Source organism: Rhodococcus sp. A14 (genome assembly GCF_011603105.1).
In the GTDB taxonomy this organism is placed as follows: domain Bacteria; phylum Actinomycetota; class Actinomycetes; order Mycobacteriales; family Mycobacteriaceae; genus Rhodococcus_F; species Rhodococcus_F opacus.
Genome location: NZ_JAAOQS010000108.1, coordinates 1 through 17,433, shown reverse-complemented (window position 1 = coordinate 17,433; position 17,433 = coordinate 1). Strand labels below are relative to the sequence as shown.

The window sequence follows — 17,433 nt, the reverse complement described above, 5'->3', positions numbered from 1 at the left end:
CCTCACGTCCCGCTCCGACCTGAATCAGCTGCAAGGCTGTCGCGACCTCGGCGTGCCGCTGTCTGCCGGCACGGGGCTGGATCAGGGTCCGAGCGCGGCGTTGTGCGGGGTGAGGATCGCACCCAACAGGTAGTGCCCGTCGGCGGAGTCGAGCGCGATCAACCCTCCGACGGCGGTGACGGCGGGGTGGGTGTGCGTGGCCGGGTCATCGGCCAGCATCCAGGCGAGAGTGTTCTCCTCGTGCCGCGGCCGGTACTGCACGCCATCGACATCGGGGTTCGCGGCGAGGATCGCGGCGACCCACCGGCGGGTGTGCAGATACCCGGAGGGGTCGCACTTGGACAACCAGGCGCCGGCATTGATCCGGGACGCCCCGGTCCCGGTCAGATCCACCACCTTCACCGTGCGGGTGGTCCGTAGTTCGCTCAGGACTCGGCCGGCGATCTTCGCCCGCGGGATCAGCCGCGGCGACTGGTCGACCGGCAGGTTGCGGCAGAGCGTCTCGGCGACCGCCGCGGCCGGACTGTCACCGAGGTACAGGTATCCGAAGGAGCCGTCGAGACTGTCGAACCGGCCCCCGACCCGGGCCCGAGGCCGGGCGGTGGGGTTCAACTCCGCGGCGCCGCGGGTGGCGCTGTGAATGCGCCACAGCGCGGTATCGGCGGGGATCGTGGTGATCAGGGCAGCAGGCAACGGGGTGGGTGGATCCGGGTAACTCACGCGGGTTCAGTCCTGCGTCAGGTCGTCGGCCATGTCCCGCAGATCCTGCTCGTGCCCACCGGCGACGGCCAGGGCGGCCGGGGATCGAGGGTCGTCGGCGAAGTCGGTCGGGCTCAGCCACCAGGACGCCACACCCCACGGGTCGTCCTTCGCGCCGAGGGCCCGGTTGATCTCGGCGACGATCGGGCGGACCTGCCGGCGTTCGGCATCGAACTGGAAGGCCGGGTACAGCTTGTGCCCCGACACCGGCAGCGCGATCACCGTGCCGGCCGCCGACAGGCGGCTGGCAGTATTCCGGCTGGTCGCCGCCTTCCCCAGGACACGGCTGACAGCGGTGGAGTCGACCATCTCGTGCTTCTCGACGATCGAGTTCAGCACCGACGAGACGATCCGCGTACGCGCCACCGCCGCGGCGGCCGGGTTGGCAACCGCACGCTCCTGCTGCCGTGCCAGCGCCGGGCTCATCGACAGCAACGCCGTCACATCGTCACGGACAGGACGCAGGGCCGGCCGCCGGGAGAACTCCTCGACCAGCAACTCGACCAGGTCCGGATCCGACAGGGCATGGATCGAGTCACGGGCCCGATCACGGTCGACGAGCATGTCCACCACCTCCACTTGTGCCAACAGTGTACCGCGTACCACCCGTGTCGGGATAGACGGGCCGGAGGGCCTCGACACTGGCACCCTCTCGCCGATACTGCGCCCCCTCAGCCGGTCCGGAACATGCGCCCCACCCTGCCGTGCCGGCATGGATCGGCATTCGCACTCAGCGACGCCGCGGGAACCGCCTCGGCCACGCAGCCAACGAAGCGCCCTTCGCTCGACAATCGAGCCAGCACCGTCCACCCCTCGGGCCTGGGCGAATGTCCACGGCCAAAGAGTCCGGCGGTCGATGCACTTCAGCGGCCGGCATAGGAGCATGAAATTACTTAGCAAAAAGAGTTAGCACTCCCACGACACGAGTGCTAAATTTCTTGTGGGGTCTTCGTCACAAGCGACAGACCCTCGACCGAGTCGCAACCCTCGACCACCGAAACGGCTTCGACAACGCCGTTCCCGTTGCGCCCGAACAGTTCTTGACGACGCTTCCGGTCACGTCAATAACATTTGCCCCGTCGACCCGACTCGTCAACCGTGAGAAGGAGGATCATGACCGCCACCGTCCCTCACAGCCCCGGTGCCGACCACCGTATGTGTTCCTCCCTCAACGACAACGAGAGACGGAAACAGCACGGTTCACGGTTGCCCGCCGTGTCGATCGCCCTCGGGGCGCTGTCCGTGGCGTCGTTCTGGATGATCGGACTCGGCTTCCTCCTGGGGGTGGCCGCGGTGGTCTGCGGCGCCGTCGCCACCTCGCGGTCCGCGGTAGCCGACGATGAGGCGGCATCGTTGCGGGCCCTGCTGGGTGTCGTTGCCGGCGCCGCGGGGATCACCGTCTCCGCGATCGCCCTGTTCCCCATGCTCGCGCACCTGTGAACTGCGAACACGACGGCTTCATCCTTGGTCGCCATCCGGGCCGAACCGCACCACCCCAGCACCACCGCCCTCGGCACAGGTTGCTCATTGAGACCACGACCTCATGCACTATGCGGGCTAAATCACGGCGGATCCGCGGTAATCGTTCGAGACTGTTGAGCTCATCGAGAACATGGTCGACCGCGGTGGTCGGGGTACAGATATCCGTGCCCTCCGAAGCGCGGATCCGGTCGCGTATGTTGGAGACCACGGAGAGTTCACGCTCGAGGTCTGCTGCGGTTCGGTCGCCCACGCCCCCGCCGCCCATCGGATTCGAGAAAATTTCTAACAGTGCAGAATTCGCGGCCATAACCCAATCTGATCGCCTGCGAAAAGTTCGGTCGGATCACCGGTTTCGGAGCCGAATCCGGTTCGCCACTGCAACCGACACCGATGCAGATCCAAACTGATCCCTCGAACGGTTGCGTCCGAGGCCTCGCCGGCGTCAGTGGCGCAGTGCTGCAACGTTCTCGTCGAGAAATCCTTCACCCGCCACTGAAGACATCGTTGTCGTCGCCCGCGACCATATGACCGGCCCCGGTCACGTCGATCAGCTTCGCGGTCGGAATCAGTTCGAGCAGTTCCTTGGCGCCTTCCTCGCTGACCACATGGGACTGCTTGCCACGAACGAGCATCGTGGGAACCGTGACCGCAGCCGCGGCGGCCCGAGCGCGTTCGTATCGCACGATCGAATCCGCTTGGCGGGTGGGTTCGTCGCCGTGACGAAGGAACTTTGGATCCCAATGCCAGAACCAGCGGCCATCCCGCAAACGGAGATTCTTGCGCTACCGCTGCGGGCTGGGCTTACGCACCCGGTTCGGGCTGCCGCGATCGCCGCCGCAGCCTCGTCCAGGCTCGCGAAACCCTCGAGGCCACTGCGCATGAAGGCCGTGATCTCCGCGGTACCGCTCGTTTCGACCCTCGGTGCGATATCGACCAAGACCAGACCGCGCGCCAGATCCGGGTTCTCCCCCTGCCCGATCAACGACGTCATACCGCCCATCGAGGCACCGACGAGGACCGGCTTCTCCGCCACCTCGGCGATGATCGAGGTCAAGTCGGCGACCAGTGCGTCGATGCCGTAGTCCCCGTCGGGTGCCCACAGGCTGTCACCATGCCCACGCGCGTCCACGGCGATGGCAGACCAGCCATCCGGCGCGAGGCTGCGACCGGTGTTACGCCAGGAATGCCGGGTCTGCCCGCCGCCGCGCAGCGGCAGAACCAAGCCTTTTCTTTCGACATCCGATCCGCCGACACCCTGGGACGGTGGATCCCCACCGGTCGGCGGCAAGCGTGACACCGTCACCGCGGCATTCGGACTGTGCGACCACGGGATCCATGAAGTTCCTCACCAACATTATCGAGTTGTGCCTACGCGCTCCACGAAGACCAGAAGACACCGCACGGCACCCGCATCGGCAGCCCGACCACCCTGACCAAACGGGAATGGCAGGTCGCCGAGTTGGTGTCCGAGGGACTGACGAACAGAGCCGTCGCCGACAAGTTGGTGTCGCACCGCGTACCTCCCAAGGACGCGTGGAGCACGTCCTCACCAAACTCGGATTCACCTCACGCGCACAAATCGCCGCCTGGGTCGTCGAACAGTCCACGCGCCAACAACCCCAGTCCAGCTAGGAGTACCGCACCCTGAACCGTCTGTAAGTGTTTGTAGTGGCTGGCCCGGGGCTGGCTGGCAGGATCGGTGTCGTCGTCCGCGACTGGGTGTGACCCCTGAACCGCATGGCCCTTTCGGGGTGCGCACTTTCCAGGATCTGTCCACTCGGCCGAGACGGCGACGCCGACCCGGTCTCGCTTCGGTGGCTTGATCAGAAGCCTGCCCGACCCGTGTGCGCGGGTCGTGGCCCGTTACAGGCCTGCCTCGAAGTGTTCTTCCCGGGCCGACGCCGACACGACGTCACCCTTTGGGAAGGAGATCCGTCGCAATGCCTATCGTTGCAGATCAGTACGAGTTCGTCATCGGGGTCGATACCCACGCCGCTACCCACTCGCTGTCGGTTGTCACCGCCGCGACCGGTGCAGTCGTCGACCAATCAATGTTTGCTACGAACCCATCCGGGCTCGAGCGAGCGGTGACATGGATCAGTCGTCGCGTGGGCGAGCACGCGACTCTGGTGGTCATCGAAGGCGCCGGTTCCTACGGAGCCGGTCTCGCCGAGCGCGTCCTCGGTTCCGGATTGGCCGTCGTCGAACCCGCCGCGATGTCAGCCGCGCACCGACGCGGAATCGGCAAGACCGACTCACTCGACGCCGTCCGGATCGCCCGGTCGGTGCTCGCGGTCGACATCTCCCGGCTCCGCTGGCCGCGCGCCGAGGGACCCCGCGCCGCGCTTCGGGTCCTGGTCGTGGCCAGAGAACAAATGGCCGGCGAGCGAACCCGAGCAGTCAATGCGCTCACCGCCCTGCTCCGGATCACCGACCTCGGTATCGATGCGCGCAAAGCTCTGACGCGCAAACAGATTGATGCGATATCGACCTGGCGTTCCCGATCGGAGGACGTCACCATGCACACGTGTCGGCAGGAGGCGGTCCGACTGGCGAAGCGAATCCGCGCCCTGGATGCCGAGTTGATCGACAACAGGAAGTCACTCGACTCTGCTGTGGGCTCGGTCGCACCGGAACTGCCGGAGTTACCCGGCGTCGGATCGGTGGTCGCGGCCTCCGTGCTCATCGCCTGGTCTCATCCGGGCCGTGTCCGTTCCGAAGCCGCGTTCGCAGCCCTCGCCGGGACCTGCCCGATACCGGCGTCGTCAGGGAACACGATGCGTCACAGACTCAATCGTGGCGGAGATCGACGACTGAACCGGGCGCTGACCACCATCGTCCTCGTCCGGATGCGCACCCACCCCGACACCCGCGCGTATGTTGCCCGGCGCCGCCGCGAGGGTCGCACGACCAAGGAGATCATGCGCTGCCTGAAGAGGTACATCACCCGGCAACTGTTCCGAACACTGACCGCTGCATACCCGGCCCCAGCATGACTTGACGGATATAGAAGCATCCTGGAAGAGGTGGCGGCTACTGATCTAGCCAGCAACCCCAAGGCACAGTCGGCGATACCGGTCTCGGCCAACTCCCTCGGGGTCGCGGGTAAATATCCGGCGCCACGTCGAGCGCGACATCGCCAGCGTTCACCGCCCTGTCCCCGACAAATCCGAATCGCAATCGGCACAGTCGGGATGACCGGTGTGCCAGGCTACGAACTCCGCCGCAGTCCATCCGGTCTCACGGCGACGAGACATCCGGTCGACGGCTTGACGGGCCGGAACTCAACTCCGGTGAAACCGATGTGATGTAGCGAATCGATGTACCTGCGCACATCGACGGCGGCGAATGGATCCGTCGGCGTCTCTCCGTCAGCCCCATGCCCATGCCCGTGACCGTGACCGTGACCGGGGCGGTGGGTGGCGACCCGGGCGAGCGCACGCACCGCGCCGGCGCGGAGACGATCGAGTGGATGCATGTCGGCGATCAGCAACCGTCCGCCCGGGCGCAACACCCGGAACATGTGACCGAGCGCGACCTCTCGCTGATCCTCCGGGATGTGGTGCATCACGAACGTCGAGGTCACCACGTCGAATGACGCGTCCGGAAGGCTCAGCGACTGGGCCGTGCCCAGATGAAAGGTGCAATTGCCGGTGCGGCCCGCGTGCGCGGAGGCATAGTCGATCATCGGCCCGGACGCGTCAACGCCCTCGACCTGACCAGTGGGGCCGACCCGTTCGGCGAGCGCACCGGCGAATCGCCCGGGCCCGCACCCGATGTCCAGCACGTGATCACCGCGGCTCGCCCCGCTTTCCGCCGCGAGCGCGGTGTCGAGTCGTCGTCGGCGACCGCCGAAGAAGACCGTGTTGAAGAGGTTGTATCCGCGGACACGGGTGATGAGAATGCCCGGCGGCGTTTCGTGGGGCGGCCCGGGTCGACGATGGGTGGACTGTGATTGTTCGGTATCGGACATGAGTTCAGCATTTCCCCAATAGCATTGCCGGACCAGAACCAAATGGCCCGGATGCGTCCGATTCGGAACAGTTGATCGCGAAATGTTCGGTAACGACGGGAGCAGCCGATGGTGAAGTCAGCCGATCGCCGTGTTCGGCGGACGAAGGGGCTCCTGCACCAAGCTCTGATCGAACTGCTGCTGGAAAAGGGATACACCCGCACCACTGTCCAGGACATCCTCGACCGCGCCGATATCGGGCGATCCACGTTCTACAGTCACTACCGGGACAAAGACGACCTACTCGTGGTGAGCTGCACCGAGTACCTGCGCGCGGCGGTGCACAAACCCGGGGCAGACGCTGCCCGGCTCTGGGAACCGGTGCAGACGATGCTGCAGTTGGCCGAGCAGCACCGCGAGCTGTACCGGGCGTTGGTCGGCAGACGCAGCAGCGGCGTGTTGCTTCGTGCAACGCAGCAGATGGTCGAAGAGATCCTGGCGGAGAATCTTCGCGGCCGACTCGACATCGACGACGACGAGATCGACACGACGCTGACGTTCCTGTCGTGGGCTCTGGTGGGTGTGCTCGGCTCGATCGCCGAAGACTCGGTATCGGCGTCGGGCGCCTTCTCGACTTTCGAGCGCCGCCTCGGCCACGGACTCAGCGCGCGAAGATCGATCTCGGCGCCAGAGTGATGGATGCGTGAGGGCGTGGTCGCAGATGACACTGAACCTTACCGTTCCTCTGTCATTCAATCCGTCACATTGGGTCCGAGGTACGTGGTTGTGACACCGATCGTTTCGTTGTCGAGCTCTACGTACGGCAGCTGTGGATCGCTGCGGACTGGGCGGTTCCGGAACCGGTGTGGGAGCAAGCTCGTCGAACGCCTTCGCCACAGCGACGAACGGGGCGCCGGTTGATCGGCCGAGTGGCATGCCATCGGTAGCGAACGCCTCGTTGGATAGTTATGCGCTTCGTCGGTCGTCTGTCCTTGGTTCGTTCTGGGCGCCAGCTTCATGAGGCACCACGAGAGGATCGCGGCGCGGGTGTGCGGTGTGGGTTCCGCTTGCGAGAAGACGCAATTCATCCTCGCCCGCCGATAGACCCTCCCCGCCCGTCTTCCACACTTCGGGCTTGACCTCGAGAATGGTTGATGTCTTACGGTGTGTGGACAACCAATTCGGAGGTGCGCGGTGTCAGTCGTCTACCGCGTGCGACAAGTTCGCCGTTCCTGATCAAGCCAGAGAGGAGTTCTGCTCTCCTGCCCGCCGGACACACCTGGTCCTACGGGATCAGCCTGGGCTCGTCGCGGACTATCTGCTCGAACAGATCGCCGGTCCGGGCCGATGCAATGCGGTGACCATGGTCCAGTGGCAGTCGGCCGACGCGATGGAAGCGGCGAAACCCGCCGTCATCGATGCTCACGCAGCAGTCAGCTTCGCTCCGGTGGCGTGTTTCGATTCGGTGGGCATCAGCTCAGGTCTCGGTAACTATGAGGACGCCGCGCGGTAGTTCGGGGTCCGATTCCCGATTGGAGACGCGGCGGCGTTCGGCAAGGAACAACCATGCACCGCGCGCGTGCCATCGGCGCAACGAAGGGCGTTCTCCGACTCGGGGTCCCACCAGCGCCCATGTTCCGGCCCCTGTCGATCTGCGGGAGTTGCGCTGACTGAAACGACCGAGGTTTGTCGACCGTTGGCGTGACCGGTCGAGGCCTCCACGGCGACATCCCGCCCTTCGGATTGCAGGCGCGGTGTCAAGCCTCTTTCGCGCCTCCGGGACACCCTCCGTCTGACATCGGCTCGGCCCCTCGGAGGACGGTGGTGACGGCTTTGGTGAACTCCTCCTCGATGTCGGTCCAGTCGCGATCGAGCTCCTGGGCGAGGCGGGGATAGCGCGAGGCCGCTGCTTCCAGGAGCCACGTGGGCGGTGCGGCGGGGCGGTTTGCCGGTCCGGTGAGCAGAGCGAAGGTGTGAGCGAGGCCGTCGAGGAGCAGGGCGGTGTGCATGGGGTCAGGCACCGAGCCGCGGTCCAGCTCACGTAGGAGCAGGTCTATCCACGCCAGTCGTTGCGGGTAGCGAGGCATGCCTGCGGCGCGCACGTCGGCGAGCCACGGGTGGGTCCGGTAGCGGTTCCACAACTGCTGTGCCCAGGTCAGGACTCGGGCGCGCCAGTCGCCCTCGCCGAGCTGGGGGGCCGGTCCCACGGCGGTGTCGATCATGATCTCGACGAGTGTGTCCTTGGAGTCGATGTAGCGGTACAGCGCGGTAGTCGTCAGCCCCAGCTCAGCGGCGACGGCCGCCAGCGACACCACGGTGAGGCCGTCGGCGTCGGCCAGTGACATTGCGGCGGCGACGATGTCATCGACGCTGGACCGCGCCTTGGGCCCCCGCGTCGTGGGCGGGTCCAGTCCCCACGCGGAGCGCAGGATCCGGCTCCCCATGTCTTGACTGCGCATGTCGTTCACAGTAACGTACTGGAACTGTGAACGACATTGACAGTAAGCGGGCCGTCCTCGTCACCGGAGCATCCTCCGGGCTCGGTGCCCGCACGGCCCAGATGCTCGCTGAGCAGGGTTACCCGGTAGTGGGCGCAGCTCGCCGCGTGGAGCGGATAGCCCAGCTGGCCGGCGTGGTACCCGTCCACCTGGACCTCAGCGACGAGGCCAGCATCGACCGCGCCGTCGCAGCAGCGCAGGCGGAGTGCGGACCCATCGAGATCCTGGTCAACGACGCCGGGTACGGGGAGTTCGGGTCCTTCGAGGAGACGCCCCTGACGCGGGCGCGTCGCCAGTTCGACGTCAACGTCTTCGGCCTCGCCGCCTTGACCCAGCGCCTCCTGCCTCCGATGCGCCAGGCGCGCCGAGGGCGCATCGTCAACGTCTCCAGCCTGGCGGGGGAATTCAGCTCTCCGATGGGTGGCTGGTACCACGCCAGCAAGTTCGCCCTCGAAGCCCTCTCGGACAGCATGCGCGCCGAGCTGCGCCCGTTCGGCATCCAGGTCACCATCGTCCAGCCGGGCCCGGTGCGCACCCCATGGCACGAGGACGCCTTGGCATCCCTACAGGAGTCATCCGGGCACGGCGCCTACACCCAGATGGCCGAGGCGGTCGCGGCCTACCACCGCACGAATCAGGACAAGGTCATCACCAGTGACGTCGACCAGGTCGCCGTATCCATCGTCAAGGCCGCGACCACCCCCCACCCCAGGCCGCGGTACCGGGTTGGGCGCGGCGCCGCCACCGCGGTGGCCATCAGCAAGCTGCCCGACCGCACCTTCGACGCCATGATCCGACGACAGTTCCGCCTCCCCTAGCCACCCGGCAGTCACTTCGCCACGCCCATGCAGGCAAAGCCGACAACCGCGAGGACGAGCCCTGCGGCGGTCGCCGCACCTGTGCCAGTGGAGGAACCCTCACCGCACACCCCGCCGCGATCGGGCGACGGTAGGTTTCGGCAGCTCACGCCCGACACCCGGCCACTCGACGAAGCTCGACCGAGACAACGACGGTATCGCCTGCGACAAGTGATGCGGCGGAACATCGTCGACGCCAAGCCGTAGTCGACTGTGCGGGTCACAGGGGGGCACAGGGATTGCCGGGTGCGGTTCCCAGAAGGGAAACAGCTCGGGGATGCCGGCGTCCGGGTGTTGCCGTTGCGCCTGCTCGACGAATTCGAGGACCGCCTTGCCGGTGATGTGGGACAGTGCGCAGGCATCCAGACTCACCTTCGCCGACGCCACGAACCCGATCCGCTCGGCGTACGGGCCCAGGACCCCGGAATCGACGAACGGAGCAAGGCCAATCCCCCACCGGTTGACGGCAGACTGCAACCCGCTCACGGGTCTCGGTGTCGTACTTCCTCGGTGCTGGCATGACTTCATTCTCCTGGTTCAATCAGGAGTCTCCACTCAACCCAGGACAGTTCAGCATGCCAGCATCTCGACGAAGGCCACGTTCCGTCGAAGTTGAAAGAAGTAGCCACAGCCACATCACGAACTCAGGCGCCACGCACTCCTCATGCCCGTCCCTGTCGGTCACACCGACGCCGCTGAGCGCAAGAACATTCCACGTATGGCGCCGTCGCGTAGCACACCGCCCATTGCACCGGCGCGGCGACAAATCGACCCACTCCGCCACCGCGTCACCCCACCTCGCCACGTCGACCACGTACGGCGAGGAAACACAATGGGACTGGGTAGACCCGCCGAACCCACCAGCCTCCTGGGGACGGGGTGCGGCGGCGCACCTGCTCGTCGGATCACTCGCCCATTCCGGGCGCTGGTACGGGGTCCTGGCACCGGCCATGACCCAAGCGCATCTGGTCGACCGCGTCAGCCGCAGACTCGGGGGCCTGACCCGAACCTGGCGGTACGATCGGAAGGCGACCGTCTGCCACTCCGACTCCGTCGGGTCACGGCCGGCTTCGCCGGCGTCGCCAAACGCTACGGCGCCTCGATGGCGATTTGCCCACCGCGGTCCGGAAACCGCACAGGAGTGGCGGAGAAGGCCAATCCCACTGCTGCCCAGTGCTGGTGGCGCACCCTGTCCGACGATCTCACGTCGAACGAGCCCAGCAGAGGTTGGATGAGTTCTGTCGTGTGCGGGGCGACACCCGGCTGCCTCCCACCGCGAACGGAAGGGCGACGGTAGTGACTGTGGCCGCGAGCGAGCAGTTGACGGAGCCGCAGCGCACCAGGATGCAAGCACGCGGAGGTTGTTTCGCCGATCCGGCACCCCAAGGCGTCTTCTCCTCGACTCTTGATTTCCGGCTCACTCCGGTTGCGGGAGCGAAAGACTCCCGACTCTTTTCCACGGCAGGTCTGCGGAACGGCTTCCGGCGCGGCCATGGTGCGCACAACGTCGCGAGGAATGCCCCCCCGAGGCAAGCTCTGCATCACGAGTGCGAGGGCGGGGTGCTGTTATATATGTGACGTGGTGGACATACTGAATGAACGACGATTGGACTACCGGACCCTCATGATTGATGCGGGAGGATCGATGTCGAAGCGACCAGCGCAAGACAGAGCATCACTGTCGCCACTGCGGATGTACGCAGCGTTCCGCCGCACGCACCCGCACGCTCCGATCCCGGACGACTACGTCACCGACAACGGATACCGCCTCGGGCGGTGGCAGACCCGTCAGCGTGTCGCCCGAATGCTCGGAACACTGCCGGCCAGCCGGATCAGCGAGCTCGACGCGATCGGTTTCGTGTGGAGCGAGAACGGGCAACCCCTCCCGGCGGTCGCGAGGACGGATTCGAAGCGTCGGCGCATGTTGACGGCGATCGCCGCCTACCGCGAAGAGCACGGCAACGCTCTGGTGCCCGCCAACTACATCACCGATGATGGCGAGCAATTGGGGCAGTGGCTGTATCGGGCCGTGAAGAAGTGGCGCGCGCACAACCTGCCGGACGAGGAGCGAGCACCGCTAGCATTGCTAGGCGTGTCACCGGCGCCCCGTCCGCGGGGTCCGCGCACGGCGGCATAGCCTCTCACGTGTGGTGCCGGGTCCGGTGCCGATCACAAGGGTCGCAGCCACCCGCCGGGATCCGTCCGAACCTACCGGGTTTCGCGGTGTCGATTTCGGTGTTGCTGCCGTGCGGTGCCTTTCGCCCCGATCGGCTGCCCTTCCCCAATTCCTGACCCCTGATATCCACTCACTCGTGCCATATCCCACGGTGATCGAAGCCTAAATTGGTTAGCCGAAAATTTTGGATTGCGATGCTATCCGCTTTAAATCCTTCCGCGGATTGTTACGCTCGATGACGTGATGGCCGTTCTTGTTGCCGTTACTGCACGCGCAGTCCCATCCAGCGGCAGTATTTGTCGCGGATACTCGGAGGAGTTCTCATGGCATTGCCCACTTTGACACCGGAACAGCGCGCGGCAGCATTGGCGAAGGCAGCTCGGGCACGGAAGCTGCGCAGCGAACTTCTCGCGGCCGTGAAGTCGGGTGACCTCACCGTGAGCGCGGTTTTCGATAAGGCCGAGTCCGACGACAACGTGAAGAAGACGAAGGTGTCCGCCCTCCTCAAATCACTCCCCGGCGTGGGTCCCGTCAAGGCCGCTCAACTGCTCGAGGAGCTGTCGATTCCCGAGACCCGCCGGATCGGTGGCCTGGGGCCGAACCAGCGGAAGGCACTTGTCGACGCCGCCGCGAAGTGACCGGTGCGCTGCCAGAACATGGCAGCGCGTCAGTGAGCTGCGTCGTACGCCTCCACGATGTCCGTGGGGACCCGCCCACGGTCCCCCACCTCGTAACCCTGCTCGCGCGCCCATTCGCGGACCGCTCTCCCCTGGTCGCGGTCGCGCCGTGCCGGCTTCGTCGCGCTACCGCCGGAGTGGAGGGTGCCTGCGGTCCGGTTCTTGCGGCCGCCCACCCTTGTCGCATGCTCAATGTAGTAATCGAGCTTCTTGTGGAACTGTGTCGCATTCTTCGCTGACAGATCAATCTCGTAATCGATGCCGTCGACGGAGAAGGCGATCGTCTCGCCTTTTCCGTCGTCGATGGACGTTCCGTCGATATCGTCGACGTGTTCGACCACTATTTGGCGCGCCATGACCACTCCCTCATTTTCTTTACCGGTCGACTGTACTGCCCGCGCGAGATGACGGCATCCTCGCGATATCTCCGCCAGACCAGCCGACAAAATTGACCGCGGCAATGAAGACAGCACAATTCCCGTTGTACGTCTGTCAAAGCGGCGTCCACGAATTAGCTGTCCACTTTATTCGGCGAATTCGAGGACCGGTACCAACCCTGCCGTCGCCATAAAATTGCGTTCGTCGAACACCGCGGACCCAGCCGTGAACGTGTGCGTTGAGTGCACCGAGGACGCCTCTCCGTAGGTGGACAATCGTGACCGGCGAATCTGAATTCGCTCACTACGAGAGGCGCTTTCGCTGTTCGCGCGCCGACAGTCCCACGGCGACTCCACGGATCCAGGCGTTGTATTGCGGCACCACGCCGACAGTGCATATTGCTGGACATGCCGAAGTACACGGTGACTTTTCGCAATGGTATATCGAGCGACAAGACCTTCGACTCAGACTTTCAAGCGATCAACGAGACGCACAGGCCTACCGCAACTCAAACCGGCATCGTCCAGATCCACCGCTACGCGGACGGTGGCGGCACGACCGACGTGTGGTCTGCCTCACCCACCGGCCGGGCCGACAGACCGGACGCATGAGCTGGGCGATCACTGTCAATCCCCGACGTCTGCAAGGCAATCGAGAGGGCCGTTCATGCAGGGAACGGGGACGACCCCGCCAACATCGCACGATGAGACGCAACCCGTCACAAGGGAGCGACGCGTCGTCCGTTTCCTACCGTCCCTGCTGTTCGCAGGACCAGCTCGGTTCGCTCCGCGCCACCGTGCCGCGTCTGCGGTCCACCGCGGTGACTGTGGCCCCGTGGTCGGTGCACCCCATCGTGGCGGAGCACGCCCACCGCTACCGCACAGATGGACGGTCAGCACGTCCCTGCATCCAGTCAAGCGTCGCCGAGCCTGATGCAAGAGGCCAGTGACGAACGCACCCGTCAGTCCCCGATCGATGACCGTTTACCGATCAATCACCGGTCACCGATGGACGCGCGGGGCAGCAACGGCCCGGCGGCGGAGTTCGTCATGGAACAGGTGGGTGGCGGAGCGGTCGCATTTGATCAGCAGTCAAATGCGACTGCAGCACGCCAGTCTCGCCGAGTTCCGGCCTGCATCGACCGGCGGGAACCGGGCGGCGACGACCGCACACCCGGAGGGAGAGTGGCCGTTTGGGGCTGCGGGTGGTTACGGCCGAGGTGGTCGCGTGCGTGGGGCCGTGTCCGGAGTGTGGGCGACCATGGTGGTCCAGGTGGTCTGCATGAGGGTGCCGTGGACGTCGGTGATGACGTTCTTGATCACGATGAGGTCTTGTCCGTGGCTGCGGCGGAACGAATCGACGTAGATGTCGCAGATCAGGCGGTCCCCCACCGTGAAGGGTTTGTGGAATTGCAGGCGCTGCTCGGTGTGCAGGACCTGACTCAGGTCGTAGCCGGTGACGAGGTCGGCGAACACGCGTTGCTGGGCGACGCCACCGAGCATTGAAGCGAAGGTCAGCGGTGCGATCAGCCCGGCGTAGCCCAGGTCGGCGGCGCCAGCCTCGTCCCGGTGTGCCGGGTGCGGGTCGAGAACCGCCCGTGCGTACTCGCGTATTTTCTCCCGCCCGACCTCGTAGTAGTCGGGGAGGCGGAAGTGCCGGCCGACCATGTCCGCAGGATCGGCCGTCTCCGCTGTTGCGTCATCATCACTCACCCGGGCACACACTGCCGATGCCGTCTTGGACGGGGGTCAATGGGATGGCGTCGATGTGTCCGCTGCGGATGTGAGCGGCGGATCCGGTGAGGTGCGTGATGTACCGCTGGTACACCTCCCCGGCGGCGATCGGTACCGCCTCGTCGTGATGTGGGCGCAGCGCCTGCACCCGGTCGTCGAGGGTGCGGGCGTTGTGTGGCTGCAGCGCCTGGATTCGGTCGACGTGGAATCCGGCGGCTTCGCCATGGCCGGTGACCTCGACAGAGTCCGGGACAGGTGTTTCCCTCACTTATTCGGTCGAAAATCGTGTGCATGGTCGGCATGATCACGTCATCCATGCCGACAGCATCGGTCCCCGCCACACGGGGCGCATCTCGTCCACGCTGGCGACCGACGCCAGAGCATCCCGCCCTGATAGAAATCCTCGCCGTCCACCTCGACGAGTACCACCTGCGCCCGTCGTATGGGACCTCGATGATGCGCATATCCATGCGTTTGTCTCCCCAAGGCCGGACGTGACCCACTACCAAGACCGCGCCGCGATCGCCGTTGCCGTTGCGGCGATGATCGTTCCCTTATAAGACCACTCGAACGACGGTGCCTGCCGTGTTATCGGCAAACGACGACCGGTCGGGCGAGCCGGTACACCCTCACCGCGACGTCCCGACCGACGTCCTGATCGGCGGAGCAACCGCAACCCCAGTCCCGGGTCAGGGCCGCAGATCGGCGGTTCAGGCGGTGCGGCGGGTGATGTGGGTGGCCGCGCACATCGGGCACCACGTGCGGTCGCCGACGATCCATCCGTTGGTGCGGGCAAAGGCGACCGCTTCGGGCCGGCCGGCGACGGCGGCCTCGAAGGTGTGCTCGCACAGATCGCATCGCAATGTCCAGCCACGTCTGCCTGTGGATCGCACCAATGCACATGTAGTCATGTCACCCCCGCGACTTCGACACCGTGCACCCAGCATGACACAACCCTCGCGGCCGTGATGGCCCACGCAAGCGCACGCCGAGCCGCCACACCCCGGACCCGGGACGCTCCGGCACCCTCGGTCTCATCCGCATCAGCAACCAGAAAATGAGGACCCTCGCCTCTCCGATTCTCACGCAGACCATCCCGGCGATGGCCGACAGTTGCGACGGGATACGTGTCGCGGCATCCAGTTTCGGCCGGAGTCGTGACCTCGGTCCGATCGCCGGGCAGCTACGTGTCGGTGCCGAGTACAGACTCGGCGGTGGGCGGGGCCGGGTGGTCGTGGACCACGTGCTCCCACCAGGAATCGAGCGGGCTGGGTTCGGGCCACACGATCGTGTCGTCGGCGACCGGCGACGCGCTCTCGCCCGGTTGGCTCGATGCGGTTCCGGTGGTGTCGTTCGAACAGTCGGTCTCAGACATGATCGTGCGCATCCTGTCGCGTCAGCTCGCGTGCGCGTGGCGGCGTGGGGGAAGTTGGGTGATCAGCTGGTCCCATTCGTCGAATCGGATGTCGTCGGACCGGCGGCGACGGGGTGCGGGTCCGGCGGCGAGGTCGACCAGACTCCGGGCGGCGCCGAGGACGGTCAGATGATGACGGCGGGATACGTCGAGGAGTTCGTCGAACGCCTGGGCGTCGCTGCAGCCGCGGGCGGCGATCAGGATTCCCTTCGCGGTGGCGAGGAGTTCGCGACCGTCGGGCCGCCGGCGGGGAATCAGGCGCGTCGGGCCGGGAACCGGGGTGAGGGGTGATTCGGTGGTGTCCTCGATCATGGGGCGTGGTCCTTCGCTCTCGTGCATCGGCCGGGATCCCGCCGGTGTGCCGACAAATCCCCGCAGGACAAGACGATGTGAGTCACGTCACTGTCGATGCCTGATCAGTTCTAGCACACGCCACCCGCCGTCCATCTACACAAACGTCCAAGTGGGGGCGACCATCTGCGCAGGTGGCGCGGGCGGTCGCGGTGCTGTAGAACGGAAACAGCGAGACCGGTTTGTGATCTGAACCACACATAAACGTTACTTTGAGAGCCGATTACATCGACTTGACCATCAGTTCCAGGGGCGAACGGATCGCAAGGCGGATCCGGTTTCGGGAACGGTAAAGGACACGCATGCTGTTGCCGATGGCACCGACCGATTCGCTGTTTCTGCTCGGCGAATCCCGCGAGCATCCGATGCACGTCGGCGGCCTGGCGGTCTTCACCCCACCAGAGGGCACTTCGGCGGCCGATCTGCGCGCGATGTTCGACACGGCCTTGGCCGGCGACCAGGTGGCGGCGCCTTTCCGGAAGCGGGCCCGCCGTTCGGTCACCTCGCTCGGCCAGTGGGGCTGGGACACCCTCCCGCACCACGAGGTGGATCTCGAGCACCACGTGCGCCGCGACGCGCTTCCCCGGCCGGGCGGAATGGCCGAACTGATGACCCTGGTGTCGAGGCTGCACGGCACCCTGCTCGACCGCAGTCGCCCACTGTGGGAGATGCACCTGATCGAAGGACTCGCCGACGGCCGCTACGCCGTCTACACCAAGATCCACCACGCGCTCGCCGACGGTGCGTCGGCGATGCGACTGCTCCGCGACAGCATGAGCGAAGACCCGCACCGCCGGAACATGCCCGCTCCCTGGCAACCGCGCACGCCACTCGCCGCCGTCCCGGCACCGACCGCGAGCGGCGACGCCGACACCGCGGTATTCGGCTCGGCACTGCCCTCGATGGCGTGGGACGCCGCCCGGGCCGCCGCCGGCGAGGTGGCCGGACTGCTGCCCGCGGCACTCGGCACCATGGACCGTGCCCGCCGCGGCAAGGGCGGCGCGGTCTCGCTGACCGCGCCGCACACCGTGTTCAACGTGCCGATCAGCGGAGCCCGGCACGTCGCCGCCCGGTCCTTCCCCCTCGAACGGATCCGCCTGCTGGCCAAGCACGCCGACGCCACCATCAACGACATCGTGCTGACGATGTGCGCGGG

Annotated in this window: 20 protein-coding genes and 3 pseudogenes; 11 read left to right on the top strand and 12 right to left on the bottom strand. The window is 65.9% G+C overall.

All coding sequences use genetic code 11. The features are described 5' to 3' along the window. Window positions 1-81 precede the first annotated feature (81 nt). Together G9373_RS36605 and G9373_RS36600 are read right to left on the bottom strand one after the other, a co-directional pair. Window positions 82-720 (bottom strand): RES family NAD+ phosphorylase, encoded by a 639-nt coding sequence (locus tag G9373_RS36605; protein ID WP_167119831.1) that lies wholly within the window; start codon window positions 718-720, stop codon window positions 82-84. 6 nt (window positions 721-726) lie between these two features. Next, a complete protein-coding gene (locus G9373_RS36600) occupies window positions 727-1,323 on the bottom strand; it encodes a hypothetical protein (RefSeq protein WP_167119828.1) in 597 nt (198 codons plus the stop codon). Window positions 1,324-1,872: 549 nt separating this feature from the next. On the opposite strand from G9373_RS36600, the gene G9373_RS36595 reads away from it, so the two are divergent. Next, window positions 1,873-2,199, top strand: a complete 327-nt coding sequence (locus G9373_RS36595; RefSeq protein WP_206033225.1) for a hypothetical protein — start codon at window positions 1,873-1,875, stop codon at window positions 2,197-2,199. Between the two features lie 484 nt (window positions 2,200-2,683). Here the strand turns inward: G9373_RS36595 and G9373_RS36590 are convergent. Continuing rightward, window positions 2,684-3,578: pseudogene (locus G9373_RS36590) on the bottom strand (alpha/beta hydrolase). A gap of 89 nt (window positions 3,579-3,667) precedes the next feature. Here G9373_RS36590 and G9373_RS36585 point away from each other — a divergent pair. Together G9373_RS36585 and G9373_RS36580 are read left to right on the top strand one after the other, a co-directional pair. Then, window positions 3,668-3,873: pseudogene (locus G9373_RS36585) on the top strand (helix-turn-helix transcriptional regulator); the annotation flags it as partial. 308 nt (window positions 3,874-4,181) lie between these two features. Further along, a complete protein-coding gene (locus G9373_RS36580) occupies window positions 4,182-5,237 on the top strand; it encodes an IS110 family transposase (protein ID WP_167119825.1) in 1,056 nt (351 codons plus the stop codon). A 215-nt stretch (window positions 5,238-5,452) separates the two neighbouring features. On the opposite strand, the gene G9373_RS36575 is transcribed toward G9373_RS36580, so the two are convergent. Further along, entirely contained in the window at window positions 5,453-6,214 is a 762-nt protein-coding gene (locus G9373_RS36575) for a class I SAM-dependent methyltransferase (protein WP_167119822.1), read from the bottom strand. Between the two features lie 108 nt (window positions 6,215-6,322). On the opposite strand from G9373_RS36575, the gene G9373_RS36570 reads away from it, so the two are divergent. Both G9373_RS36570 and G9373_RS36565 read left to right on the top strand, forming a co-directional pair. Next, window positions 6,323-6,889 (top strand): TetR/AcrR family transcriptional regulator, encoded by a 567-nt coding sequence (locus tag G9373_RS36570; protein WP_206033223.1) that lies wholly within the window; start codon window positions 6,323-6,325, stop codon window positions 6,887-6,889. 661 nt (window positions 6,890-7,550) lie between these two features. Continuing rightward, entirely contained in the window at window positions 7,551-7,706 is a 156-nt protein-coding gene (locus G9373_RS36565) for a hypothetical protein (RefSeq protein WP_167119819.1), read from the top strand. Window positions 7,707-7,950: 244 nt separating this feature from the next. On the opposite strand, the gene G9373_RS36560 is transcribed toward G9373_RS36565, so the two are convergent. After that, window positions 7,951-8,652: a TetR/AcrR family transcriptional regulator gene (locus G9373_RS36560; RefSeq protein ID WP_167119816.1), complete on the bottom strand. Its 702-nt coding sequence runs from the start codon at window positions 8,650-8,652 to the stop codon at window positions 7,951-7,953. A 26-nt stretch (window positions 8,653-8,678) separates the two neighbouring features. On the opposite strand from G9373_RS36560, the gene G9373_RS36555 reads away from it, so the two are divergent. Continuing rightward, complete coding sequence (locus tag G9373_RS36555) at window positions 8,679-9,509, top strand: oxidoreductase (RefSeq protein ID WP_206033221.1); 831 nt, start codon at window positions 8,679-8,681, stop codon at window positions 9,507-9,509. A 99-nt stretch (window positions 9,510-9,608) separates the two neighbouring features. On the opposite strand, the gene G9373_RS48375 is transcribed toward G9373_RS36555, so the two are convergent. Continuing rightward, a complete protein-coding gene (locus G9373_RS48375) occupies window positions 9,609-10,034 on the bottom strand; it encodes a hypothetical protein (RefSeq protein WP_346842893.1) in 426 nt (141 codons plus the stop codon). A gap of 332 nt (window positions 10,035-10,366) precedes the next feature. Between G9373_RS48375 and G9373_RS47040 the strand changes: the two are divergent. The 3 genes and pseudogenes from G9373_RS47040 to mihF form a co-directional block, all read left to right on the top strand. After that, a pseudogene (locus G9373_RS47040) lies at window positions 10,367-10,871 on the top strand (IS21 family transposase); the annotation flags it as partial. Between the two features lie 322 nt (window positions 10,872-11,193). Further along, window positions 11,194-11,685 (top strand): helicase associated domain-containing protein, encoded by a 492-nt coding sequence (locus G9373_RS36540; RefSeq protein ID WP_095870715.1) that lies wholly within the window; start codon window positions 11,194-11,196, stop codon window positions 11,683-11,685. A 362-nt stretch (window positions 11,686-12,047) separates the two neighbouring features. After that, on the top strand, window positions 12,048-12,362 hold the full coding sequence (gene mihF / locus G9373_RS36535; RefSeq protein ID WP_167119810.1) for an integration host factor, actinobacterial type: 315 nt from the start codon (window positions 12,048-12,050) through the stop codon (window positions 12,360-12,362). A 29-nt stretch (window positions 12,363-12,391) separates the two neighbouring features. Here mihF and G9373_RS36530 read toward each other — a convergent pair whose 3' ends face one another. Continuing rightward, on the bottom strand, window positions 12,392-12,757 hold the full coding sequence (locus G9373_RS36530; RefSeq protein WP_167119807.1) for an Lsr2 family protein: 366 nt from the start codon (window positions 12,755-12,757) through the stop codon (window positions 12,392-12,394). Window positions 12,758-13,186: 429 nt separating this feature from the next. Between G9373_RS36530 and G9373_RS36525 the strand changes: the two genes are divergently transcribed. Then, window positions 13,187-13,390 carry a hypothetical protein gene (locus tag G9373_RS36525; protein WP_167119805.1) on the top strand — a complete coding sequence of 68 codons (204 nt, stop codon included), beginning with the start codon at window positions 13,187-13,189 and terminating at the stop codon, window positions 13,388-13,390. A gap of 597 nt (window positions 13,391-13,987) precedes the next feature. Here G9373_RS36525 and hadA read toward each other — a convergent pair. The 5 genes from hadA to G9373_RS36500 all read right to left on the bottom strand — a co-directional run bounded on the left by hadA (window position 13,988) and on the right by G9373_RS36500 (window position 16,238). Further along, on the bottom strand, window positions 13,988-14,446 hold the full coding sequence (hadA, locus tag G9373_RS36520; RefSeq protein ID WP_133988037.1) for a (3R)-hydroxyacyl-ACP dehydratase subunit HadA: 459 nt from the start codon (window positions 14,444-14,446) through the stop codon (window positions 13,988-13,990). A gap of 37 nt (window positions 14,447-14,483) precedes the next feature. Next, the gene (locus tag G9373_RS36515) at window positions 14,484-14,780 is read right to left on the bottom strand and encodes a class I SAM-dependent methyltransferase (protein ID WP_167119802.1); all 297 of its coding nucleotides are present in this window, start codon (window positions 14,778-14,780) and stop codon (window positions 14,484-14,486) included. A gap of 442 nt (window positions 14,781-15,222) precedes the next feature. Beyond that, window positions 15,223-15,423, bottom strand: coding sequence for a hypothetical protein (locus G9373_RS36510; protein ID WP_167119796.1), 201 nt, complete (start codon window positions 15,421-15,423; stop codon window positions 15,223-15,225). A gap of 272 nt (window positions 15,424-15,695) precedes the next feature. Then, the gene (locus G9373_RS36505; RefSeq protein ID WP_133987306.1) at window positions 15,696-15,887 is read right to left on the bottom strand and encodes a hypothetical protein; all 192 of its coding nucleotides are present in this window, start codon (window positions 15,885-15,887) and stop codon (window positions 15,696-15,698) included. A 21-nt stretch (window positions 15,888-15,908) separates the two neighbouring features. Then, entirely contained in the window at window positions 15,909-16,238 is a 330-nt protein-coding gene (locus G9373_RS36500; RefSeq protein WP_167119799.1) for an ANTAR domain-containing protein, read from the bottom strand. 341 nt (window positions 16,239-16,579) lie between these two features. Between G9373_RS36500 and G9373_RS36495 the strand changes: the two genes are divergently transcribed. Further along, on the top strand, window positions 16,580-17,433 hold an 854-nt coding region (locus G9373_RS36495; protein WP_277346720.1), incomplete at its 3' end, for a wax ester/triacylglycerol synthase domain-containing protein.

Bases quoted from the DNA above. Each gene is read 5' to 3' on its own strand.
- G9373_RS36600 (WP_167119828.1), bottom strand. From the start codon at position 1,323: ATGCTCGTCGACCGTGATCGGGCCCGTGACTCGATCCATGCCCTGTCG.
- G9373_RS36595 (WP_206033225.1), top strand. From the start codon at position 1,873: ATGACCGCCACCGTCCCTCACAGCCCCGGTGCCGACCACCGTATGTGT.
- G9373_RS36580 (WP_167119825.1), top strand. From the start codon at position 4,182: ATGCCTATCGTTGCAGATCAGTACGAGTTCGTCATCGGGGTCGATACC.
- G9373_RS36575 (WP_167119822.1), bottom strand. From the start codon at position 6,214: ATGTCCGATACCGAACAATCACAGTCCACCCATCGTCGACCCGGGCCG.
- G9373_RS36570 (WP_206033223.1), top strand. From the start codon at position 6,323: ATGGTGAAGTCAGCCGATCGCCGTGTTCGGCGGACGAAGGGGCTCCTG.
- G9373_RS36560 (WP_167119816.1), bottom strand. From the start codon at position 8,652: ATGCGCAGTCAAGACATGGGGAGCCGGATCCTGCGCTCCGCGTGGGGA.
- G9373_RS36540 (WP_095870715.1), top strand. From the start codon at position 11,194: ATGTCGAAGCGACCAGCGCAAGACAGAGCATCACTGTCGCCACTGCGG.
- mihF (WP_167119810.1), top strand. From the start codon at position 12,048: ATGGCATTGCCCACTTTGACACCGGAACAGCGCGCGGCAGCATTGGCG.
- G9373_RS36530 (WP_167119807.1), bottom strand. From the start codon at position 12,757: ATGGCGCGCCAAATAGTGGTCGAACACGTCGACGATATCGACGGAACG.
- G9373_RS36525 (WP_167119805.1), top strand. From the start codon at position 13,187: ATGCCGAAGTACACGGTGACTTTTCGCAATGGTATATCGAGCGACAAG.
- hadA (WP_133988037.1), bottom strand. From the start codon at position 14,446: ATGGTCGGCCGGCACTTCCGCCTCCCCGACTACTACGAGGTCGGGCGG.
- G9373_RS36510 (WP_167119796.1), bottom strand. From the start codon at position 15,423: ATGACTACATGTGCATTGGTGCGATCCACAGGCAGACGTGGCTGGACA.
- G9373_RS36505 (WP_133987306.1), bottom strand. From the start codon at position 15,887: ATGTCTGAGACCGACTGTTCGAACGACACCACCGGAACCGCATCGAGC.
- G9373_RS36500 (WP_167119799.1), bottom strand. From the start codon at position 16,238: ATGATCGAGGACACCACCGAATCACCCCTCACCCCGGTTCCCGGCCCG.